19 protein-coding genes are annotated in these 22282 nt (G+C 74.0%); 9 read left to right on the top strand and 10 right to left on the bottom strand.

Going from position 1 to position 22282, the window contains the following annotated elements:
* Nucleotides 1-116: 116 nt before the first annotated feature.
* Entirely contained in the window at nt 117-992 is an 876-nt protein-coding gene (gene mmuM, locus HT134_RS07570; RefSeq protein WP_217707681.1) for a homocysteine S-methyltransferase, read from the bottom strand.
* Between the two features lie 599 nt (nt 993-1591).
* On the opposite strand from mmuM, the gene HT134_RS44630 reads away from it, so the two are divergent.
* Nucleotides 1592-1747: a hypothetical protein gene (locus HT134_RS44630; RefSeq protein ID WP_217707230.1), complete on the top strand. Its 156-nt coding sequence runs from the start codon at nt 1592-1594 to the stop codon at nt 1745-1747.
* A 37-nt stretch (nt 1748-1784) separates the two neighbouring features.
* Here the strand turns inward: HT134_RS44630 and HT134_RS07560 are convergent, their stop codons facing one another.
* Together HT134_RS07560 and HT134_RS07555 are read right to left on the bottom strand one after the other, a co-directional pair.
* Nucleotides 1785-4223, bottom strand: coding sequence for a VIT domain-containing protein (locus HT134_RS07560; protein WP_175599441.1), 2439 nt, complete (start codon nt 4221-4223; stop codon nt 1785-1787).
* On the bottom strand, nt 4220-4843 hold the full coding sequence (locus HT134_RS07555; RefSeq protein WP_175600204.1) for a helix-turn-helix domain-containing protein: 624 nt from the start codon (nt 4841-4843) through the stop codon (nt 4220-4222). The genes HT134_RS07560 and HT134_RS07555 overlap by 4 nt, the downstream gene beginning before the upstream one ends.
* A gap of 106 nt (nt 4844-4949) precedes the next feature.
* Between HT134_RS07555 and HT134_RS07550 the strand changes: the two genes are divergently transcribed.
* Together HT134_RS07550 and HT134_RS07545 are read left to right on the top strand one after the other, a co-directional pair.
* Nucleotides 4950-5417, top strand: a complete 468-nt coding sequence (locus tag HT134_RS07550) for a Dps family protein (RefSeq protein WP_175599440.1) — start codon at nt 4950-4952, stop codon at nt 5415-5417.
* A gap of 216 nt (nt 5418-5633) precedes the next feature.
* Nucleotides 5634-6668, top strand: coding sequence for an alkaline phosphatase PhoX (locus HT134_RS07545; RefSeq protein WP_217707229.1), 1035 nt, complete (start codon nt 5634-5636; stop codon nt 6666-6668).
* Between the two features lie 28 nt (nt 6669-6696).
* On the opposite strand, the gene HT134_RS07540 is transcribed toward HT134_RS07545, so the two are convergent.
* Nucleotides 6697-7290: a TetR/AcrR family transcriptional regulator gene (locus HT134_RS07540; RefSeq protein WP_312888020.1), complete on the bottom strand. Its 594-nt coding sequence runs from the start codon at nt 7288-7290 to the stop codon at nt 6697-6699.
* A gap of 114 nt (nt 7291-7404) precedes the next feature.
* Here HT134_RS07540 and HT134_RS07535 point away from each other — a divergent pair, with 114 nt between their 5' ends.
* Nucleotides 7405-9609 (top strand): MMPL family transporter, encoded by a 2205-nt coding sequence (locus tag HT134_RS07535; protein ID WP_175599437.1) that lies wholly within the window; start codon nt 7405-7407, stop codon nt 9607-9609.
* 1 nt (nt 9610) lies between these two features.
* On the opposite strand, the gene HT134_RS07530 is transcribed toward HT134_RS07535, so the two are convergent.
* Nucleotides 9611-10465: a bifunctional helix-turn-helix transcriptional regulator/GNAT family N-acetyltransferase gene (locus HT134_RS07530; protein ID WP_312888019.1), complete on the bottom strand. Its 855-nt coding sequence runs from the start codon at nt 10463-10465 to the stop codon at nt 9611-9613.
* A 94-nt stretch (nt 10466-10559) separates the two neighbouring features.
* On the opposite strand from HT134_RS07530, the gene HT134_RS07525 reads away from it, so the two are divergent.
* Nucleotides 10560-11462, top strand: a complete 903-nt coding sequence (locus tag HT134_RS07525) for a lactonase family protein (RefSeq protein ID WP_175599436.1) — start codon at nt 10560-10562, stop codon at nt 11460-11462.
* Between the two features lie 186 nt (nt 11463-11648).
* Entirely contained in the window at nt 11649-12947 is a 1299-nt protein-coding gene (locus tag HT134_RS07520) for a N,N-dimethylformamidase beta subunit family domain-containing protein (RefSeq protein WP_175599435.1), read from the top strand.
* A 39-nt stretch (nt 12948-12986) separates the two neighbouring features.
* Here HT134_RS07520 and HT134_RS07515 read toward each other — a convergent pair whose 3' ends face one another.
* Both HT134_RS07515 and HT134_RS07510 read right to left on the bottom strand, forming a co-directional pair.
* On the bottom strand, nt 12987-13775 hold the full coding sequence (locus tag HT134_RS07515) for a Clp protease N-terminal domain-containing protein (RefSeq protein WP_175599434.1): 789 nt from the start codon (nt 13773-13775) through the stop codon (nt 12987-12989).
* 61 nt (nt 13776-13836) lie between these two features.
* Complete coding sequence (locus HT134_RS07510) at nt 13837-14457, bottom strand: TetR/AcrR family transcriptional regulator (protein ID WP_312888018.1); 621 nt, start codon at nt 14455-14457, stop codon at nt 13837-13839.
* A 47-nt stretch (nt 14458-14504) separates the two neighbouring features.
* Between HT134_RS07510 and HT134_RS07505 the strand changes: the two genes are divergently transcribed.
* Nucleotides 14505-15977: an FAD-dependent monooxygenase gene (locus HT134_RS07505; RefSeq protein WP_175599433.1), complete on the top strand. Its 1473-nt coding sequence runs from the start codon at nt 14505-14507 to the stop codon at nt 15975-15977.
* A 280-nt stretch (nt 15978-16257) separates the two neighbouring features.
* Complete coding sequence (locus HT134_RS07500; protein ID WP_175599432.1) at nt 16258-17283, top strand: 6-phosphofructokinase; 1026 nt, start codon at nt 16258-16260, stop codon at nt 17281-17283.
* Nucleotides 17284-17476: 193 nt separating this feature from the next.
* On the opposite strand, the gene HT134_RS07495 is transcribed toward HT134_RS07500, so the two are convergent.
* Together HT134_RS07495 and HT134_RS07490 are read right to left on the bottom strand one after the other, a co-directional pair.
* Nucleotides 17477-18292 carry an MHYT domain-containing protein gene (locus HT134_RS07495; protein WP_175599431.1) on the bottom strand — a complete coding sequence of 272 codons (816 nt, stop codon included), beginning with the start codon at nt 18290-18292 and terminating at the stop codon, nt 17477-17479.
* 52 nt (nt 18293-18344) lie between these two features.
* Nucleotides 18345-19448, bottom strand: coding sequence for an MHYT domain-containing protein (locus HT134_RS07490; protein WP_246363564.1), 1104 nt, complete (start codon nt 19446-19448; stop codon nt 18345-18347).
* A 218-nt stretch (nt 19449-19666) separates the two neighbouring features.
* On the opposite strand from HT134_RS07490, the gene thiI reads away from it, so the two are divergent.
* A complete protein-coding gene (gene thiI / locus HT134_RS07485; RefSeq protein ID WP_175599430.1) occupies nt 19667-20863 on the top strand; it encodes a tRNA uracil 4-sulfurtransferase ThiI in 1197 nt (398 codons plus the stop codon).
* A gap of 117 nt (nt 20864-20980) precedes the next feature.
* Here thiI and aroF read toward each other — a convergent pair whose 3' ends face one another.
* Nucleotides 20981-22012, bottom strand: a complete 1032-nt coding sequence (gene aroF, locus HT134_RS07480) for a 3-deoxy-7-phosphoheptulonate synthase (protein ID WP_175599429.1) — start codon at nt 22010-22012, stop codon at nt 20981-20983.
* Nucleotides 22013-22282: the final 270 nt, after the last annotated feature.

Genomic DNA, 22282 nt, shown 5'->3' with positions numbered 1-22282 from the left:
CGCTCACCTCGCGGTGGGGCGGCCCCGCGCGGGCCGGTCAGAGATGGCCTTGCCCTGTCATGCCAGGGGTCGGTTCCCGTTCCAGGTCGGGCTGGAGACCAGCTCTGACCAGGGGATCAGGACAGGTGGGTGCGGATCTGCCTGATGTGGTCGGGCGTCGTGCGGCAGCAACCGCCGATCAGCGACGCGCCGGCCCGCTCCCACTCCTTGGCCGCCTGGCCGTACTCCACCGGGTCGGTGAGGCCGAGCCAGCGGCGGTTCTCGGCGTCCCACGTCTCGCCCGAGTTGGGGTAGACGACCACCGGCAGGCCGCCCGACAGGGCGGCGATCACGCCGGGCACGTGGCGCGGCGCCGTGCAGTTCGCGCCCACGGCCACGACCTGCGGGTCGCCGGTGAACAGGGCGGCCGCCTCGGCGACGGGCGTGCCGTCGCTGATGTGCTCGCCGTCCCGGCAGGAGAAGCTCACCCACGCCTTGAGCCCCGGCGTCTCCTTCAGCAGCCGGGCCAGCGCCCGCGCCTCCGCGTACGACGGGATGGTCTCGCAGGCCAGCAGGTCGGCGCCGGCCGAGGCGAGGATCTCCCAGCGGGGCCGGTGCCAGGCGAGCAGGCCCTCCTCGCCGAGGTCGTAGTCGCCGGTGTACTCGGCGCCGTTGGCCAGGAAGGCCCCGTACGGGCCGACGCTGGCGGCGACCAGCCCGCCGCCCGCCTCGTCCCGGGCCTGCGCGGCCAGCTCGACCGAGAGCCGGATGAGGCGCTCGGCCTGCGCCACGCTCGCGCCCCGGCGGAGGAACCCCGGGATCGACGCCTGGTAGCTGGCCGTGGTCGCCACGTTCGCGCCCGCCGCGAAGTAGTCGGCGTGGACGCGGCGGATCAGGCCGGGGTCTTCCATCAGCAGCCGGGCCGACCACAGCTCGTCGCTGAGATCCGCGCCGAGCGCTTCGAGGTGGGTGGCCAGACCGCCGTCCAGGACAAGAGTGCTCACACGCTCCAGCCTATGGGCCGCGGCGTACCGGACCGGACGGTGCGCGGATTTTCCGGGATGCCGGTGGGGGCGGGATTTCCCTGACAACCGGGAAAGGCGATCCACCCTCTTTATCAGGAAATTTCGGTGATTATGGGTGCGGTGTGCGCCGCGGACCGATGCGGCCGGGGAAGCGCTTCTCCGCAGGTCGCACGGCGGACGGGCGGGAGCGTACGCGGCCACCGGATGTCGCCGGGCCGCGTCCGTGGAGTTCGCCGCCGCGTGCCGGGCCGTTTTCGAACGGTGTCGCAGAGTGCCGCCACGGCGGCGGATCGTATACGGCCTTCTTGCCGGAATTCACCGCATTCTCCAGGCGAAGAATGTGGTTTCGCGCGCCTCGTCATGGAGCGGCCACCGCTCATCGGGGGCCTCGGGACCGGGCGCGCGCATTCGATGGAGGGTGACCGGCCGCCGCGCCGCAGATCTCCCTGTGACCGGCCTGGGCCAGGCGTCCCGGGCACCCGGCCTCGACCGATCCGCCACATCAGCCTGTCGGAGGCTGGGCCGGAGACGATCCGCCGCGCCCAAGCCGTCCACCCGGTCACCGCCGTGCAGTCGGAGTACTCGCTGTGGACCCGCGACACCTGCGCCTGGCCGACGAGGTGCGGGCCGTCGCCGCCGACGGCGTCGAGCTGACCGGCGAGCAGCCGGCCAAGCTCGACGCCCTGCCTCCGGCCGCGGGTGACCACCACGACGAGGAGCAGCTGCGGATGATCGAACGCTGACGGACACCCCTCACCACGGAGCGGGGTGCCCGGAGCGTCAGCCGCGCTTCCAGAAGGGCCCGCGCCGCGGCTCGGCCGGGGAGCCGCCGCCCACCTCCGGGGCGGGGCCGCCCGTCAGCGACGTGAGGACCTCGATGGCGTGCCGCCGCAGCTGCGCCAGGTCCGTCCCCGGCCGCTCGGCCGCCTCCAGCTCCCGCGCCAGGGCCGACAGCTCCGCGTGATCCCCCAGGTACGCGGACAGGGCCGCCAGCCGGGAGCCCAGGTCGGCGAGGTACAGCGCGTCGGCCGTGGGCAGCGCCCTGAGTCGGTCGAGCTCGGCCACGAGCTGTCCCCGCACCGCCTCCAGCCCGCGCGGGGCCCGGCGGGCGGGACGCGGCACCGCGCCCGGCCTGCCGAACACCGGCCCGGGCGGCCCGGACGACCCGCCCGAGGAAGCGCCGAACCCGCCGGCGTCCCCCGCCCCGGAGCCTGGAGCGGAACCCGGAGCCGGCGGCGCCGGGGCGGCCGGCGGGCTCATCGGGACCCCCTGGTCCAGCGCCGCCTCGAACGTCGGCGACGCCGCGCGGAACCCGGCCGGCGCCGCCATCACGGCGGCCTGCGCCATGAACCCCGGCATCGGCGGCGCCGACGGCATCTCCCAGCCGCTCGGCGGCTCGACCGGCTGGATGACCCGGTGCTCGGGCCCGCCCTCGGCGACCGTCCTGGTGTCCACCGCGACGTACGCCGTGAACCTGCACAGGACGCCGTGCTCCAGCGAGACCCGGACGATCTCCGCCTCCAGCTCGTGCTCGCCCATCGCGTACCGGTCCTCCAGCGCGCGCAGGTGCGCCCGGGCCCACACGGCGCGCAGCGCGGGGTTGGCCACCGCCGTCGCGGGGACCCGCCGCTCCCACGGCTGTCCCGCCGCGAGCCCGCGCACGGTCACGGTCGCGCCGCCCGGCTCGACGCGCCGCAGGCGCCCGTACGCCCGCAGCGGCACGCCCGGGAAGATCGAGCCCAGGTGGGTGAGCGTGCCCGGCTCCGCGTCGAGGCCCTTGAGGGCCAGGTCCGTGACCAGGGGCGCGCCGATGCGCCGGTGGATCTGCTCCATGGCGGCGTCGAGCCGGTCCTCCGACTCGACCAGCTCGCACCGGCCCGCGCCGAGCCCGGCCAGCCTGCCGAGGAAGCCGGCGTTCACGGCGCGGTCGATGCCGACGGCGTGGACGCGCATGGCCGACAGCGCGCCGCCGGCCTGCTCCAGGATCTGGTCCTCGTTGCCCACCTGGCCGTCGGTGACGAGGACGAGCACGCGCTCGCGGCCCTCGGCGGGCGGCAGCAGCCGCACGGCCTCGCGCAGCGGCTCCAGCAGCTCGGTGCCGCCCCGGGCGTCCACGCGGGCGAGCTGCTCGACGGCGCGGTACCGGTTGCGGTCGGACGCCTCCACGAGCCCCTCGAACGGCTGCTCGACCACCGAGTCGAACGTCAGCACCGTGAACCGGTCGGCGGAGGTGAGCGTGTCGACGATGCGCGCGGCGGCCCGCCGGGCGGCGACCATCTTCCACCCGCTCATGCTGCCCGAGCGGTCGAGCAGCAGCACCAGGTCGCGCGGCGTGCGCGGGGCCTCCAGGGCGGGCGGGACGACGGTCAGCGCGAACGTCCCGCCGCCGCCTGTCTCACCGCCCGTCCCGCCGCCCGTCTCGCTGGTGTCGATCTGGAGGGAGGTCGAGGTGTCGAAGGCCAGCCTCAGGACGAAGTCCCGGTCCAGCCGCTCGCCGGGGCGCAGGCGTACGGTGTGGCCGTCCTCCTCGACCACGTGCAGGCTGGAGGAGACGTCGCGCAGGTCCAGGCCGGCGGGGTCGACGGTCACCGCCAGCGACAGCCGCACCGGCGCGGGGAAGCCGGGCAGCAGCACCGGCGGGGTGATCCGCGAGGCGTCGGGCACCGCCTCGGTGTCGGGCGCGGCGCCGTCACCGGCGGGGGCGCCGTCGAGCGGCGCGCCCGGGATGTAGCGGGGCGCCACCACCAGCGGGAAGCGGAACGTGGCTGCGCCGTCCTCGTACGGCAGCGGCTGGCTGAGCGACATCCGGACCGTGACCCGCTCGCCGGGCAGGATGTTGCCCACCCGGATCGTGAACACGTCCGGCCGCTCCTCCTCGGCGATCGCCGCGCGCCGGCCCTCGCGCAGCGCGCGGTCGTAGTCGGCGCGCGCCTGGCCGCGCTCCTTGAGCACGCCCTCGATGACCCGGTCGTCGGCCTCCATCCGGAACGCGGTCACGGCCGCCCGGTCGGGCAGCGGGAAGACGTAGGTGGCCTCCAGTGTGACGTCGAACGGATTCCGGAACTCCTGGGCCACCTCGACCCCGGCGACGAGACCGGAGACGGCGGCCGTGACGTCCACGCTCTCCAGCGGCAGGTTGCCCCGGTCCGTGCGCAGCGCGCCGAACCCGGCGTCCGGCACCGGCCGGCACCGTCCGGGCTCGAGTGGAACGATCTTCATGCGAGCTTCCTCTCTTCGAGCACCGCCAGCAGCGGGGCGGCCGCGCCGAGCACGGCCTGGACGTCGTCGGTGGAAGGGACGCGGCCGGAGCCGTCGAGCACCAGCGTCACGCCGGGCGCGAGCCTGATCCCGCGCACCAGCCCGCCGGGCGGCGCCGGCTCGGGAGCGGCGCCGGGACCGCGGAGACGCGGCTCGTCGTGGCCGCCGGGCCGGGGCGCGGCGGGGGAGGGGGCGCGGCCGCGCGGCGCGCGTGCCCAGAACCGGTCCGGCGCGTCCTCCGGCGCGGCGTCCTGAGGACGGGCCGGGTCGGTCTCCGGGTGGGCGGCTCCCTCCAGCATGGCGTCCGTCGCGCCCGCCAGGGCCACCTGGATGTCGGCGATCGACAGCCCGGCCGCCTGGAGGCGCTTGACGGCCACGAGCTGGAGCAGGTGGCGCCGCCCGTACCGGGCGACCCGGCCGCGCCGGGACAGCGGCGGGTCGACCAGGCCGATCGTCGTGTACCACCTGATCAGCCGCTCGCCCGGCACCTCGCGCACCCGGCCGTTGCCGTTCGGCCCGCCCGCGCGCAGCAAACCGGCAGCCCGCTCCGCCAGCTCGCCGATGGTCCAGGTCTCCTCCATGTCTCTCACGATGACACTGTCACTATTGCAGTGTCAATCCGCAGGATTAAAGCGCCAGATTCCGTGCAGAAGAGCAGAGATGTCGTACAACGGGGAGGAAAACATCATGGCTCCGATCACCGGACCCCTCTCGGGCGAGGCGAAGAGCACGGTCGCCGAGTGCCTGCAGGGCACCCTCGTCGACCTCGTCGACCTGTCGCTCGTCGCCAAGCAGATGCACTGGAACATCGTCGGCACGAACTTCCGCTCGGTGCACCTGCAACTCGACGAGCTGGTCGCGCTGGCGCGCGAGCACGCCGACACCGTGGCCGAACGCGCGGCGGCGCTGGGCGTCAACCCCGACGGCCGCTCCTCCACCCTGGCCAAGAGCACCAAGCTGGCGCAGCCCGAGAACGGCTGGATCGAGGACGGCAAGGTCGTGGCCACGATCGCGGACATCCTCGACGGGATCGGCCGGCGGTTGCGCGAGCGGATCGAGGCGACCGACGAGCCCGACCCCGCCACGCAGGACATCCTGATCGCGATCGCCCAGGACATCGACAAGGAGCGCTGGATGTTCCAGGCCCAGCGCTGACCCCGCCGGTGAAGCCCGGAGCCCCGCGCGGCCCCGGGCTTCTCCATGCCGGACCACGGGGCCGACGGTGAATGCCGGTGAACGCGGGGGAGCCGCGGGCGATATGCACGGATGCGACAGGCCGGTGGGCCGGGGTTCGCGTGCTGTTCGGCGGCCGGGATCCCGCCATTCATGTCCGTGCTGTCGACTAGCGTGGACCCAGAGGGAGGCCTGACCATGTCCCGCAAGACTCTCCTCCGCACGGGCCCGCTCCGCAGGGAGACGGCCGGCCCGTACGGCCCGCTCGCCCCGTACGGCGGCGACGGGCTGGTCCTGCCCGCCGGGTTCGCCGGCCGGGTCGTGGCCCGCTCGGGCCACAAGGTGGCGGGGCTGACCTGGCACGCGGCGCCCGACGGCGGCGCCTGCTTCCCCGACGGCGCCGGCTGGATCTACGTGTCCAACTCCGAGCTGCCGCTGCTCGGCGGCGCCTCGGCCCTGCGCTTCGCCCCGGACGGCACGGTCGCCGACGCCTACCGCATCCTGTCCGGCACCGACCTCAACTGCGCCGGCGGCGCCACCCCGTGGCACACCTGGCTGTCGTGCGAGCTGGGCCACCGCGGCCGGGTCTTCGAGTGCGACCCGTACGGCGCCCGCGCCGCCCGGCCGCGCCTGGCCATGGGGCGCTTCCGTCACGAGGCCGCCGCCTGCGACCCCGACCGCCAGGTCGTCTACCTCACCGAGGGCGAGCCCGACGGGTGCTTCTACCGGTTCGTGCCGGGCGACTGGGGCGACCTGACCGAGGGGCGGCTGGAGGTGCTGTGCGTCTCCGGCGGCTGGCGGCCCGTGCCCTCGCCCGCCGCGCTGCTCAAGGCCGCGCGCCACCAGGTGGAGGACGCGCGCCGCTTCGACGGCGCCGAGGGCTGCCACTACGCCGGCGGCGTCTGCTACTTCACCACCAAGGGCGATCACGGCCTGTGGGCCTACGACGCGCAGACCTCCACGCTGGAGCGGCTGTGCGGGGGAGTGCGGGCCGTCACCGCCGCGCCCTCCGGCGACCTGTACGTGACCCGCGACACGATGGGCGTCGACGTCATCACCCCCGACCGGGAGATCGCCCCGTTCCTGCGGCTGGAGGGGCACGCCGGCGCGGAGCTGACCGGGCCCGCGTTCTCGCCCGACGGCTCGCGCCTGTACTTCTCCTCCCGGCGCGGCCCGGCCGGCGAGCCGGGCGACGGCCACACCTTCGAGGTGAGCGGCCCCTTCCGCCACTGACCTTCGAGTCGCTCACCTTCGCGGCCGCTCAGCCCAGGTAGCGCACCAGCATCGTCTTCAGCTCGGCCACGAGGGCGTCCGCCCGCTCCGGCGCGGCCGTGGAGACGAGCGGCATGACGGCCTTCACGGCGGCCACCGCCATCGTGCCGAGGGTCAGCGCCCGCTCCGGCTCCAGGCCGGGGGAGCGCCTGCGCAGCATCTGCGCCACCTGGCCGGCGATCGCCTCGTGCAGCCGTCCCGCCGCGGCGGCCAGCCGGTCGCCGGTCGCCGAGCCGTACAGCAGCGCCCAGTAGGCGGGCGAGCGGGTCTTGAACGCCACGCTCTCGTCCACGAGCCGCCCGACCAGCGCCTCCAGCGGCACCTCCGGGGTGACCTCGGCCAGCCGGGCCGCCCAGAACTCCTCCCGCTCGTCGGTGTAGCGGGCCACCAGCCCGTCGAGGATCTCCTCCTTGTTGCGGAAGAACTGGTACAGCGAGCCCGGCGACATCCCGGCGCGGGCCGCGACCTGGTTGGTCGTCATCTCCGGATAGCCGACGTCGGCGATCACCAGCTCGGCCGCGTCGAGGATCTCCGCCATGCGCCGGAGCCCCCGCGCCTGCCTGCGCACCACGCGCTCGGTCACGACGGCCTCCGGACACGGCGGCATCCCGCGTTGACAAATGCGAGCATTTACTTGTATTCCTGAGCCTCGACGGACTGAACACGAGTAGATTACCGACTTTTCCGGGGAGCCCGCATGACCAACCCGACCGCGCCCGTGGTCCCGGACACCGGACCCGCGCCGGCCGCGCCCGAGGGCGGGCCGCCCCTGCGCCGGCTCGGCCGCCTCCTCGCCCGGCGCCGCCGCGCCGTGCTCGTCCTCGCCCTGGCGCTGCTGGTCGCCGCCGCGGCGCTCGCGGCCGGCGCGGTGCCGCGCCTGTCGCTGGCCCGGTTCGAGGCGCCCGGCTCCGAGTCCGACCGGGCGCAGGCCGAGCTGGCCGCCCGGTTCGCCACCGGGAGCCCCGACCTGGTCCTTCTCGTCACCCCCAGGACGGGCACCGTGGACGACCCCGCCGTCGCCGAGGCGGGCCGGCGGCTGACCGCCCGCGTCGCCGCCGCGGACGGCGTCGCCGAGGCCGCCTCGTACTGGACCCGCGGCGGCTCCGCCACCCTGCGCAGCGAGGACCGGCGGCACGCGCTGATCGTCGCGCGCGTCCCCGGGGACGCCGGCCACGTCCGGCAGGTGGTGCTGCCCCGCCTGCTCCCCGGCGTCACGCGGGGCGACGCGCTCCTGCAGGTGCGGGCCGGCGGCGGCGAGGAGGTCTTCCGCCAGACCGTGCCGCTGGCCCGCCAGGACTTCGTCCGCGCCGAGCTGGTCGTCTTCCCGCTGGTGTTCGTCCTGCTCTGGCTCTACCAGCGGCGGGTCGCGGCCGCCCTGGTGCCGATCCTGGCCGGGGTGTACGCCATGGTCGTCGGGCTGGCCCTGCTGCGCGGGGTGCTGGCGTTCACCGAGATCTCCACCTTCGCCCTGAACCTGACGCTGGCGATGGGCCTCGGGCTCGGCGTCGACTACTGCCTGTTCATGATCGCGCGCTTCCGCGAGGAGACGCGGCGCGGGCTCGACCGGGTGGAGGCCGTGGCCGCGGCCGTCGAGCACGCGGGGCGCACCGTGCTCTTCAGCGGGCTCACCGTGGCCGCCTCGCTGGCGGTGCTGTTCGTGCTGCCGTTCGGGTTCCTGCGCTCGTTCGCGTACGCGGGCATCGCCGTGGTCCTCGGCGGGACGGTGGCCGCCGTGCTCGTGCTGCCGGCCGTCCTCGCCTCCGCGGGCGGGGCGCTGCTGCCGCGCAGGCCCGCGCCGGAGCGGGACGGCGGGTTCTGGCACGGACTGGCGACGCGGGTGATGCGCCGGCCGCTGATCTTCGGGGGCCTGGCGGCCGGGCTGCTGCTCCTGCTCGCCTCGCCGTTCCTCGGGCTGCGCTTCGGCGTGGCCGACGACCGGATCCTGCCGGCCTCCGCCCCGGCCCGGCAGACGCAGGAGGTCATCCGGCACGGCTTCCCCGCCGAGGAGACCGACGCCATCCAGATCGTCTCCCGGTCCGCCGCCGTGGCGGCGGGCCGTGCCGCCGTACCGGTGGACGCCTACGCGGTGACGCTGTCGAGGCTGCCCGGCGTGGCCCAGGTCGACTCCGCGGCGGGCTCGTACGCGGCCGGGCGGCGCGTCGGCGCCGGCGATCCGGCCCGGTTCGCCGGCCGGGGCGGCACCTGGCTGTCGGTGGTGCCGTCGGCCGAGGCGCTGGCCGGCGACCCGGTGCGGCTGGTCGCGGCCGTGCGGGCCGTCCGGCCGCCGTTCCCGGTGCTGGTGGGCGGCTACCCGGCGGAGCTGGCCGACTACCGGGCCTCGGTCGTCGGCCGGCTGCCCCTGGTCCTCGGGCTGATGCTGGGCGTCACGTTCGTGCTGCTGTTCGCCATGACCCGCAGCCTGCTCATCCCGGTCAAGGCGAGCGTGCTGAACCTGCTCAGCCTCGGGGTCATGTTCGGCGCGCTCGTCTGGGTCTACCAGGACGGGCACCTGGCCGGCCTGCTCGGCTTCACGCCGACCGGCAGCCTCGACCCGAGCATCCCCATCCTCATGCTGTGCGTGGCCTACGGCCTGTCCATGGACTACGAGGTGTTCCTGCTGTCGCGGATCGAGGAGGAGTACGCGAGGACGGGCGACACCACGCGGGCCGTGGCGGCCGGGCTCCAGCGGGGCGCCCCGCTGATCACCGCGGCGGGCGGCATCCTGGCGCTGTCCTTCGCCGCGTACGCCACGGCGGAGGTGACGTTCGTGCAGATGCTGGGCGTCGGCATGGCGGTGGCCGTGCTGGTGGACGCGACCGTGATCAGGGCGGTGCTCGTGCCCAGCCTGATGCGCCTGGCCGGGCCGCTCAACTGGTGGCCGGGCCGGCGCCGCCGGCCCTGACTCACAGGTCGAGCGTCCAGATCTCGTCCACCACCTCGACGCCGTTCTCGACGCCCGTCTCGCTGGACTCGTGGACGAACCCCACGCGCGCGTAGATGCGCCGGGCGCCCTCCAGGCAGTCGCGGGTCCACAGCGTGATCCGCTTGTAGCCGCCCTCGCGGGCGTGGCGCACGCACTCCTCCACCAGCCGCCGCCCGAGGCCGAGCCCCCGGGCGGACGGCTCGACCAGCAGCATCCGCAGCTTGGCGGTGCCGTCGTCCACGTGCTGGAAGAACACGCAGCCGAGCCGTTCGCCGCCGGCCTCGGCGATCCAGCCCGTGTCGCGGCCCGCGAAGTCCAGGCCGCCCATGAGCCGGGCCACGAGCTGCTCGAACGCGAGGCCCCAGCCGTACTCGCGGCTGTAGATGTCGCCGTGCCGCTGGACGGCCCAGCCGAGGTCGCCGACGCGCGGCGTCCTGATCACGAACGGCTCGCGCTCCCGGTCCGGGCTGATCAGCTTCCTGATCGTGGCCATCGAGCTCACCAGCCGCTCCTGCTCGGCCTCGGGCAGGCCGGCCAGGAGCCGCCCGATCTCCTCGGCCGACAGGGCGTCCAGGCGCCGGTACGTGGCCACGCCGGCCTCGCTCAGCCGTACGACCTGCTTGCGCGCGTCACCGGGCGAGCGCTCGCGCGACAGCAGCCCGTCGCCCTCCAGCCGCGACAGGATCCGGCTGAGGTAGCCCGCGTCGAGCCCGAGCAGCCCCCGCAGGTCGCCGGTCTCCATCGGCTCGGCGTGGTGCGCCAGCTCGTACAGCACTCTGGCCTCGGTGAGCGAGTACGCGGAGTCGTGCATCCCCGCCTGGAGAACGCCGATCACCTTCGTATAGAACCGGTTGAAGGCTCTGATCTCCGAAACCCTTGCTTGGGTCAACGAATTCATTGCTTCAGTCAACCATGAGAGGACGCGTTTCGTGAAGCACCTGTACATCGGCGGATACGGCCCGGGCATCATCACGGGTGACGGCGAGCTGACCCGCATCGCCTCGCCGTCCTTCCTGGCCGCCCATCCCGCCCTTCCGGTGCTGTACGCGGTGGGCGAGCTGGCGCAGGGGTGGATCACCGCGTTCCGGGCCGAGGGCGGCCTGTCGCCGCTGGCCGAACGCCCCAGCGAGGGGCACACGCCGTGCCACGTGGCCGTCCATCCGTCCGGCGCGCTCCTGGCGGTCGCCAACTACGGCGACGGCACCGCGAGCATCCACCGCCTGGACGAGCGGGGCGCCTTCACCGGCCCGGCGACCGCCCTGCGCCACACGGGCTCCGGCCCGGTCGCCGACCGCCAGGAGGGCCCGCACGCCCACCAGGCGGTCTTCCACGAGGACGTCCTGCACATCAGCGACCTCGGCACCGACGAGATCCGCCGCTACACGCTCGACGGCGAGCCCCTGGAGCCGCTGCGCCTGCCGCCCGGCACCGGCCCGCGCCACATGGCCTTCGCCGGGTCGCGGCTGTACGTGGTGGGGGAGCTCGACGGGGTGGTCACCGCCATTGACGGGGACACGCGCCTCACGGGACCGGCCTCGCGGGCGGGCTCCGGCAACCAGCCGTCCCACCTGGAGGTGCGCGGCGAGCACGTCTACGTGGCCAACCGGGGGCCGGACACGATCTCCGTGCTGCGGGCGGACGACCTGACGGCGGTCGCGGAGGTTCCGTCCGGCGGCGCCTGGCCGCGCCACTTCGCCATCGACGGCGACCGGATGTACGTGGCCAACCAGCACGCGAACGTGGTGACGGTGTTCGCGCTGGAGGACGGGGTGCCCGTGTCGACCGGGGAGACGTACGAGGTGGAGAGCCCGGCCTGCGTCCTGCCGGTGTGACGGGCCGCGGCGGGCGGGGGCCCCTGTGACGGCCCACGGCGGGCCGGGGGTGGCCGCGAGCCGCGAGGGCCGCGACGGCCCCGACGGGCCGGGGGTGGTGGTGACGGGTCGCGGGTGGGCCGTGGGGCCGTAAGGAGTCGGTCAAGTGGCCGGCCCGCGGGGGCGGCGTCGTGACGATGGGGTTCCGTGCGTACCTCTCCGGGCGCTTCGGCGCCGTCGTCCCGCCGCGTCCCGCCGCGCCCGGCGCGGACCCTCAGGCTGCCGGCGGCCGGGCTCGCCCTGACGCTGGCCCTCGCGCCGGTCGCCGGCTGCGGCGCCGCCGCCGTGCCGCCCGGCTCGCGTCCCACGCCCGCCGCCGCCCCGCCCCCGACCGCCGCCGCGCCCCCGACCGCCGCCGCGCCCCCGACCGCCGCCGGGGCCGTGCCTCCGGGCGCGGCGGGAGCCGGCCTCGGCCCGGGCGACGGGGCGGCGGCCGGCAAGGGCGCGGACCCGGGGACGGGCGCCGGCGCCGCCGGCCCGGTTCCCGGACGCCGGCAGGTCCGGCGGGCCGCGTGGCGCATAGGCGCCGAGGGCGGCGAGCACGAGATCGAGGGGTACGCCGACCGGGTCAGCGTGCTGCCGGGCGAGCGGTTCCGGCTGCTGGTGTCCACGACCGCGCCCGGCTTCACCGCGCGGGCCTTCCGCATGGGGGCCCGGCCGGAGCTGGTGTGGCGGTCGGGCGACGTCCCGGGGATGCGGCAGGCCGAGCCGCTCACGGTCGGGGGCATGGTGACGGCCGCCCACTGGAAGCCGTCGCTGACCGTGGACACCACCGGCTGGCGCGAGGGCGCCTACCTGGTGCGGCTGGACGCGTCCACGGGCGGCGGCCGGTACGTGCCGATCACCGTACGCTCCTCGTCGGCGCGTGGCCGCGTGGTGCTCCTCAACGCGGTCACCACCTGGCAGGCCCACAACCGGTGGGGAGGGCGGGACCTCGCGCAGGGCGGGACGCGCGCGCCGAAGGTGACGTTCGACCGGCCCTACGACGGGACGGGCGCGGACTTCTTCACCGCCTACGAACGGCGCGCCGTCGCCGTGGCCGAGCGGAGCGGCGCGCCTCTGGCGTACCTGACCAGCGTGGACCTCACCCCCGGCGCGTTGCGCGGGGCGCTGGCGGTGGTGTCGCCGGGGTGGGACGCGTACTGGTCGCCGGAGATGCGCGCCGCCCTGACCCGCGCCGGACAGGACGGCGCGGACCTGGCCTTCCTCCACCCCGGCGCGGGCCGCACCCGCATCGGGCTGTACGGGCGGCTGATCCGTTGCGAGGGCCCGTGCCCCCGCTGGGGGACGCCGGGGCCGCCCCGAACCTCCCTCGGCCTGCACGCCCTCCTGCGCCGGGCCACCAGCAGCCCGGCGCCGGGCCCCCGCCTCCTCCCGGCCCCGGCCCGGACCCATGACACCGGCGCCGGGAGCGGCCGGCCGCGACGCGGCCACGGCACGGCGTAGGCCCGCCCGGCCTCCTCGTCGGCGGAGCCGGGCGGTCGCTCAGGTGCGGTCGCGGAGGATGCGGGCCAGGCGTTCCTTGATCTCGCGCTCGGCCGCTTCCTTGGTCACGCCGAGCCCTTCCAGCACCGTCACGACGGGATGCGCCGCGGGGCCCTCGCCGAGCGAGAGCACGCCCAGCAGCACGTGCTCGGTGCCGACGTAGTTGTGCCCCAGGTGCAGCGCCTCGCGCAGCGTCAGCTCCAGCGCCTTCCTCGACTGGGCCGAGAACGGCGGCCCGCCCGCCGCGGCCTCTCCCTCCGAGCCCGCGGGAGGCGCGGGGGGCGCGGTCGCGGAGGCGTCCCCGGACGCCTGGCCGGCGGGCGTGAAGGCCTCCATCGCCTGGCGCACGGTGTCCGCCGGCGCGCCGAGCGCGTCCATCGCCTGCACGGCGAGGCACTGCGGCTCGCTCAGCAGCCCAAGCACGAGGTGCTCCGGCTCGATGTGGCCCGCCCCGCTCTCCTGGGCGAGGCCCTGCGCCGCCACGATGACGGCCCGGGTCCGCTCGGTGAAGCGCCCGTACGAGCGCAGGTCCTCGGCGAGCGAGGTCTCCTTGGGCACGAAGCGCTTCTGCGCGGCCTGCTTGGTCACGCCCATGCTGCGCCCGATGTCGGTCCAGGAGGCGCCGGCGTGCCGGGCCTGGTCGACGAAGTGGCCGATCAGGTGGTCGGCCACCTCGCCGAGCTGCTCACCCAGCACGACGGCGTCGCTGAGCTGCCCCAGCGGGTCGCCGTCGGGGTGACGGCTCTTGATCGCGTTGATGAGTTCGCCCAGACGAACGATCTGATCCATGCGTCAACCATAAGTTGACGATAGCGCGCCGTCAACCGTCGGTTGACGGCGCGCTGGGCGATCAGGCCGGTGTGGCGAACGCCCGCTCCAGCGCGTCGAAAGCGGCGTGGACCCCGGCCACGTAGTCGTCGAGGACCTCGGCCGAGCTCTGCCCTGCCAGCATCCGGCGGGCGGTCTCCTGGTAGGTCGCGCGATAGGCGGCCACGAGCATGGCGGCGGCGAGCGGCGCGGGAAGGTCCTCGCCGGACTCGGCGATCAGTTCGGCCAGGACGGCCTCCACCTCCTCGATGATCTCCCTGGCGCGCGCCCGCAGGGCCGGTGAGGCGATCACCACCCGCCAGAAGTGCATGTACCGGTCGTCGACGCCGCCGAGCGGGTGACCGGCCTCCACGTGTCTGAGCAGCATGCGGCGGATCGCCTCCAGCACGGACTGGCCCGCCTCGCGTTCCCGCACCGTGGTGGTGAGCAGGTCGACCAGCTCCGGGATGCGGTCGAAGAAGATGTCCTCCTTGCGCGGGAAGTAGTTGAACACCGTCACCTTGGACACGTCCGCCGCCTCGGCGATCTCGCCGATGGTCACGTTGTCGAAGCCGCGCTCGTAGAACAGCATCGAGCCGTGGTCGGAGATGCGCTGACGGGTCTGGGCCTTCTTGCGTTCACGCAGGGAAGATGGTCTGTCCACAAGAAAAGTATACCGCACTCAAAATTTAGTCGGATATAGTTTTCGGCATGGACTACGACGTGATCATTTCCGGTGGCGGCCCGGTCGGCCTGATGCTCGCCTGCGAGCTGGGCCTGCAAGGAGTGCGCGTGGCCGTGCTCGAACGGCTCGCCGAGATCGACCAGACCATCAAGGCGGGCTCGGTCAACACCCCCACCGCCGAGGCGTTCTACCGCCGGGGCCTGCTGCCCGCGCTGGAGGAGGCGCAGGAGCACACCATGGTGGCCTTCCGGCAGTTCATGGCGCAGGGCGGCGAGAAGCCGAAGCCGCCCAGCTTCGCGGGGCACTTCGCCGCGCTCTGGCTCAAGGGCGACCACGTGGACGAGGACGATCCCGCCTTCGCCGACCGCGGCCCCGCGGCGCGGCTCGTCGGTGTCCGGCAGCAGGACATCGAGCACCTGCTGGGCGTGCGGGCGGCCGAGCTCGGCGTGGAGGTGCTCCGGGGCGTCGAGCTGACCGGGTTCGAGGCCGCCGCCGACGAGGTCACCGTGCATGCCGGGGACCGGGAGTTGCGGTGCCGATGGCTGGTGGGCTGCGACGGCGGGCGCAGCACGGTCCGGAGCGTCGCCGGGTTCGAGTTCCCGGGAACCCCGCCGATGATCACCGGGCACCAGGCCATCGTGACGATGGAGGGCGCCGAGCGGCTGGGGGTCGGCTGGACGCACACCGACACCGGCATCTACGTCCACGGGCCGGTGCCCGGGCGGATCCTCACCGTGGAGTTCGACGGGCCGCCGGAGGACCGCACCACGCCCGTCACCGCGCAGGAACTGCAGGCCAGCCTGCGCGCGGTGTCCGGAGTCGACGTCACGATCACCGAGGTGAAGACGGCCACCCGCTTCACCGACAACGCCCGCCAGGTCACCACCTACCGCCTCGGCCGGGTGCTGCTGGCCGGCGACGCGGCCCACGTGCACTCGCCGTTCGGCGGCCAGGGGCTGAACCTCGGCATCGGCGACGCCGTCAACCTCGGCTGGAAGCTCGCCGCGGTCATCCAGGGCCGCTCCCCGGAGGCGCTGCTGGACACCTACACCGCCGAACGCCACCCCATCGGCGCCTGGGTCCTGGACTGGACCCGCGCCCAGGTCCTGCTCATGCGGCCCGAGGCCCGCTCGCGCGCGCTGCGCGCGATCGTGTCCGACCTGGTCGACACCGTCGCCGGGACCACGTACTTCGTCAAGAAGATCTCCGGTGTGTCGCAACGGTACGACCTGCCCGGCGACCATCCGCTGATCGGCCGCAGCGCCCCCGACCTCGAACTCGCCGACGGCAGCCGCCTCGCCGACCACCTGCGCCAGGGCCGCGGCCTCCTGCTCGACCTCGGCGCGGGCCTCGACCACGCCCGGGTTCCCGTCCTGGCGGCCAAGCCGGTGGACGCCCGCGACTTCAGCGGCCTGCTCGTCCGGCCCGACGGCATCGTCGCCTGGGCGGGGAACGCCCCGGACGCGGCGCTGGAGGAAGCCCTGGCGACCTGGTTCTGAGCCACGCCGTCCAGGCAGCCGCCGCCCCGGCCCCGGCGACGGCGGCTGCCTGGACGGCGGCTTCGCGCGGGTTTCGGCCGGCGCCCGGCGTGGGCATGACCTGGGGTGGCAGGTATGGGCGCGAGGCCCCCTCCGGCTTGCCCGAAGGGCCGACACGCTCGTGGAGTTCCGCGCCGCGCGGGTCGCCGATCAGTACGCTCCCGTTTGGTCTAGACCAGTGCCCGCGGATGTGGGCACAATGCGATCCTGGTCGTGTGAAGCCCATCGGGAGGAACCCGCCATGCGTATTGGAGTGCTCACCGGAGGGGGCGACTGCCCCGGTCTCAACGCCGTCATCAGGGCCGTCGTCCGCAAGGGCGTGAGCGTCTACGGACACGAATTCGTCGGATTCCGCGACGGCTGGCGCGGGCCGCTCGAGGGCGAGACCATGCCCCTGGACATCCAGGCCGTACGCGGCATCCTGCCGCGCGGCGGCACGATCCTCGGATCCTCGCGCACCAACCCCATCAAGATCGAGGGCGGCGTCGACCGCATCAAGGACAACCTCGCCTCGGGCGGCGTCGACGCGCTCATCGCCATCGGCGGCGAGGACACGCTGGGCGTCGCCCGGCAGCTGTCCGAGCGCGGCGTCAAGGTCGTGGGCGTGCCCAAGACCATCGACAACGACCTGTCGGGCACCGACTACACCTTCGGCTTCGACACGGCCGTCAACATCGCCACCGAGGCCATCGACCGGCTCCACACGACCGCCGAGTCCCACCACCGGGCGCTGATCTGCGAGGTCATGGGCCGCCACGCCGGGTGGATCGCGCTGCACGCCGGCATGGCGGGCGGGGCCAACGTCATCCTCATCCCGGAGAAGCCGTTCGACATCGACCGGGTCTGCGAGTACGTCGAGTCGCGCTTCCGCACCCGCTACTCGCCGATCATCGTGGTCGCCGAGGGCGCCCACCCGGTCGAGGGGCAGATGGCGCTGCAGGCGGGCGAGCTCGACGCGTTCGGCCACGTACGGCTGGGCGGCATCGGCGAGATGCTGGCCAAGGAGATCGAGAAGCGCACCGGCAAGGAGGCGCGCACGACGGTGCTCGGCCACATCCAGCGCGGCGGCACGCCCACCGCGTTCGACCGGGTGCTGGCCACCAGGTTCGGGCTCCAGGCCATCGACGCCGCCCACGAGGGCGACTTCGGCACGATGGTCGCGCTGCGCGGCACCGACATCGTCCGCGTCAGCCTCGACGAGGCCACCTCCGAGCTCAAGACCGTCCCGGTGCAGCGCTACGCCGAGGCGGAGGTGTTCTTCGGCTAGCGGGCTCCGCGGCGCGCCGGAAGCCGCCGGCGGGCGCTTCGGCGGCCTGTAAGCCGCCTGCAAGCGGCGGGCCGTACCTTCGCTGCCAGGGGGTCGTCGACGACCCCCTTCGGGGTACGGCTTGCGCCGCGGCGAGTTGGCGGCCCACTACGCGACGCAGGCCGTACCCAGGGGACGTCCCACGGGGGTGGCGTCATCCACGGGGCGTGCCGAACGATTCCGGTTCCGGCGCGCCCCCTTCACCCCTCAGCATGCGCTCCCGGAACTCCAGCTCGGCGAGCACCTCTCGCTCCGACGGCGACAGCAGCACGGCCAGCAGCAGGCCCACGGTCACCACGCTCAGCCCGACGATGAGCGGCAGCAGGAAGTCGCCCGCCGCGGCGCCGCCGAGGGGCGTCTCGTCCGAGTGGACCTCCACGGCCATGGCGTACATGCCGGTGTAGTGCATCCCGGACACGGCCCCGCCCATGACCAGGGCCGCGACAGTGGTGCGCAGGGCGCCCCGGACGCGCAGCGCGAACCACAGCGCCGCCGTCGCCGCCGCGACCGCGATCAGCACCGACAGCGCCACGCCCACCGGGTCGTAGGAGACGTGCCCGGCCATGCGCATGCCCGCCATGCCCAGGTAGTGCATGCCGGCCACGCCGAGGCCGGTCAGGACGCCGCCGCCGACGAGGGACGGGACGCGTTCGCCGCCGTGGAAGACGAGGAACAGCCCCATGCCCACCACCACGACGGCGAGCAGGGCGGAGGCGGCGGTCAGCGGCAGGTCGTAGTGGATGTCCGTGCCCTCCACGGCGAAGCCCGTCATCGCGATGAAGTGCATGGTCCAGATGCCGGTGCCGCCGATGGCCAGCGCGGCCCCCACCAGCCAGTACCGGCCCTCCTTGCCGCCGATCAGGCGGGCCCGCGCGGTGAGCAGCAGGCCGAGCAGAGAGCCGACGCTGGACATGGCGTAGGCCAGGACGGGCGTGAGCCACCCGTACGAGAACTGGTCGATCGGTGACATGAGCCCCCCTCGGCAATTCCAGGAGTATCGGGCTCGGGTCGACCGAAATCAACTACCTACGGCGAGATCGTGATCTCTTTCCGGATTGTTGCTGCTGAGGGTCCGGAGCCTGGCCGCCCTGCTGGTGCTGCGCACCGGGGAAGGGGATGACGGGCGCGTTCTGGCCGGGGGCCGCCCGGCCGTCGGGATACGGCTGGCCGGAGTACGGGGCCCGCTGCGCGCCGGGGGTGAACGCGCCGGGGGCGCCGGGCACGGAGGCGTCGGGGGCGAAGGGCTGGCCGGGGACGGGGGCGGCGAGCACCGGCCCGCGCTGCGGGCGCCCGCCGGTGGCGAGGGGAGCGGCCTCGGCGAGCGGGGTCTCGGTGAGCTGCTGCCGGTTGCGCCGGCGCAGCTCCAGCCGGCGCGTGAGCTCGGCGTCCTCGCTCATCTCCTGCTCGGACGGCGACAGGATGACCATGAGCAGCATGGTCAGCGTGATCAGGCTGATCACGGTCATGAGGGGGACCAGGAAGTCGAGCGCGTCGGCGCCGGGCACGACGCCCGGCTCGGGGTCGACCGTGACCCGCAACGCGTACATGCCGGTGTAGTGCATGCCGGAGACGGCGACGCCCATGATCAGGGCGGCGGCGAAGATCCAGACCGGCCGCGTGACCCGCAGGGTGAACCACAGGGCGGCGGTGGCGGCCACCACCGCGATGACCACGGAGGCGATCACGGTGATGCGGTCGTAGGAGACGTGCGCCGACATGTTCATGGCGTACATGCCGAGGTAGTGCATGCTCGCCACGCCCAGGCCGGTCAGCAGGCCGCCGCCGAGCAGCGCGAGCACCCGGCCGCGGCCGTACGAGACGAGGAACAGGCCGGTGCCGACGACCACGATGGCGACCGCGGCCGAGGCGGCGGTGAGGGGCACGTCGAACCTGATCTGGGTGCCCTCGACCTGGAAGCCCATCATGGCGATGAAGTGCATGACCCAGATGCCCGTGCCTCCGATGGAGACGGCTGCCCCGAGCAGCCAGCGCATCCGCGAGGCCCCGCGGGAGGCGCGGGCCTGGACGGTCAGCCGCAGTCCGAGCATCGAGCCCATGCACGACATCACGTAGGCCAGGACCGGCGTGATGAGCCCATGGGTGAAGTGGTTAACAGCGGAAGACATTCGGTGGAGTTTCCTTGCATTAGGGGTCACCGGATTGTGCCAGTTGTCCTGTCCCATTCGCATGGATACCCCGACTATCTGTCAATCGGGCGTGTCGATAACGTGAGAACTCCTCACGCCTGCCGCCGGCCGAAGTGAGGGGGCCGGCGGCGGACTAAACTCGATGGGTCGCGGTGTTGCCCGCGGTGCGCGTCCCTGTCTTCCCCGGAGGTTCCACCATGACGATGTCCGCCCTGGGCGAGCCGTGCGTTCTGCTCAAGCTGGGCGAGATCGTCCTCAAGGGCAAGAACCGCGAGCTGTTCGAGCGGCGCCTGATCGCCAACATCCGCCACGCCCTGAAGGAGCTCGGCCTCGAGCTCGACGTGCGCAGGCGGCACGGCGTCGTCGCGATCTTCCTGCCCGCCGGCTCGACCCCCGAGCAGGCCGAGGCCGTCGCCCGGCGGGTCGCCGACGTCCCCGGCCTGGTGTGGATCCACCCCGCCTGGCGCGTGGCCAAGGACCCCGACACCGTGCTCAAGGCCGGCCTGGAGCTCGTGCGCGACACCGACGAGGTGCGGCGCCGCGCCCCGTTCGCGGTGCGCTCCCGCCGCCGCGACAAGCGCTTCCCGCTGCGCTCCAACGAGCTCGACCGGCTCGTCGGCGGCGCCATCAACGACGAGTACGGCCTGCCGGTCGACCTCAAGCGGCCCGAGCTGACGGTGCACATCGAGGTCGACCGCGACGAGGTGTTCGTCTTCACCGGCGGGCTGCCGGGGCAGGGCGGCCTGCCGGTCGGCAGCAGCGGCCGGGCCCTCGTGCTCATGTCGGGCGGCATCGACTCGCCGGTGGCGGCCTACCGCATGATGCGGCGCGGCCTGCACGTGGACTTCCTGCACTTCTCCGGCATCCCGTTCACCACCTCCGAGTCGATCTACAAGGCGTACGCGCTGGTGCGCAAGCTCGACCGCTTCCAGGGCCAGTCGCGGCTGTGGGTGGTGCCGTTCGGCAAGGCACAGCAGTCGATCCGCACCTCCGGCCAGGACCGGCTCGCGGTCATCGCCCAGCGGCGGCTCATGCTCAAGACGGCCGAGGAGGTCGCCCACCGCATCCGCGCCGCGGCGCTGATCACGGGCGACGCGCTGGGCCAGGTCTCCTCGCAGACCCTGGCCAACATCACCGCCCAGGACCACGCCGTCGACCTGCCGATCCTGCGGCCGCTGGTCGGCTGGGACAAGACGGAGATCATGGCCGAGGCGCGGCGCATCGGCACGCTGGAGATCTCCGAGCTGCCCGACGAGGACTGCTGCAGCCTGCTCGCCCCCAAGCGGGCCGAGACCCGGGCCAAGATCGAGGACCTCAAGCAGATCGAGAAGCGCCTCGACGCCGAGGAGCTGGCCGTCCAGCTCGCCGACTCCATCCAGGAGTACACCCTCTAGACCTCTCGTGACCCGTCCTGGGCCGGTACGGCGGCCTGCCCGCTCGTGGCGGGGCCTGTGCCGTACCGGGAGAGATCGCTCGCTCGTGGCGGGTGGTGAGCCGCTGGAGGTGGACCGTCAGACGGTCAGGGGCGTCGCGGCCGACTTGCCGAGCAGTGGCGGCAGGTCGCGCATCAGCGTGGCCAGCTCGTCCAGGTCACCGTCCACCAGCGCCTGCGGGCCGTCGCACAGCGCGAGCTCCGGCTGCGGGTGCACGTCGATGATCACGCCGTCGGCGCCCACGGCCACGGCCGCGCGCGTGAGCGGCAGCACCAGGTCGCGCCGCCCGCCCGAGTGCGACGGGTCCACGATCACCGGCAGGTGCGACAGGCGCTGCGCGACCGGCACGGCCGAGACGTCCAGCGTGTTGCGGGTGGCCGTCTCGAAGGTGCGGATGCCCCGCTCGCACAGCACGATGTCGAGGTTGCCGCGCTGCGCGATGTACTCGGCGGCCATGAGCCACTCCTCGATCGTGGCGCTCATGCCGCGCTTGAGCATCACCGGCTTGCCGGCCTCGCCCACGGCCTGCAGCAGCCCGAAGTTCTGCGCGTTGCGCGTGCCGACCTGGAGCATGTCGGCGTACGAGGCGACGAGCGCCACGTCGTGCGCGTCGACCACCTCGGTCACGACCGGCAGACCCGTCTCCTCCCGCACCTCGGCCAGGATCCGCAGGCCCCGCTCGCCGAGCCCCTGGAAGGCGTACGGCGACGTGCGCGGCTTGTAGGCGCCGCCGCGCAGCAGCGTCGCGCCCGCCGCCTGCGCCATCCGGGCCGCGGCCAGCGTCTGCTCGGGCGTCTCCACCGCGCACGGGCCCGCGATCAGCGTCACGGTCTCCGGCCCGATCGGCACGCCGCCCACGTGCACGGTCGAGCGCTGCGGATGGTTCTCCCTGCTCACCAGCTTGTACGGGGTCGACACGCGCATCACGTCCCGGACGCCGCTCATGCCGCGCAGACCCGCGGCGTCGAGCTGGGTGACGTCGCCGACCAGCCCGACGATCGTGCGCCGCACGCCCCGGCTCACGAACGCCTCGACCCCGGCCGCCTGGACGACCGTCACGATCGACTCGACGTCCTGCCGCGTGGCCTCCGGGCCCATCACGATGACCATCTGCTGCTCCTTGTCAGAGAAGTGCTCTTGTCGGGGAAACTTCCGGAAAACACGAAAGGCCCCGGGTCCTGTGAGGACCCGGGGCCTTTCGTTCGCCTGTCTGCTAGCGCAGCGTCAGATGGCGAACGGACTCGGGTCCGTCGCCATACCAAAACAGGAACGCGGTGCGCATAGGCCGCAATACTAGCGCACCTCCGGGGAAGAGGGACCGCACCCGGGCGCGGGCCACCCGCGGGCCGGTGGGAGGATGGCTCCGGACCACGAGACCGT

The sequence above is a fragment of the Nonomuraea rhodomycinica genome (assembly GCF_013363995.1).
Lineage (GTDB): Bacteria > Actinomycetota > Actinomycetes > Streptosporangiales > Streptosporangiaceae > Nonomuraea > Nonomuraea rhodomycinica.
This window is presented reverse-complemented; position numbering and strand designations above follow the sequence as displayed.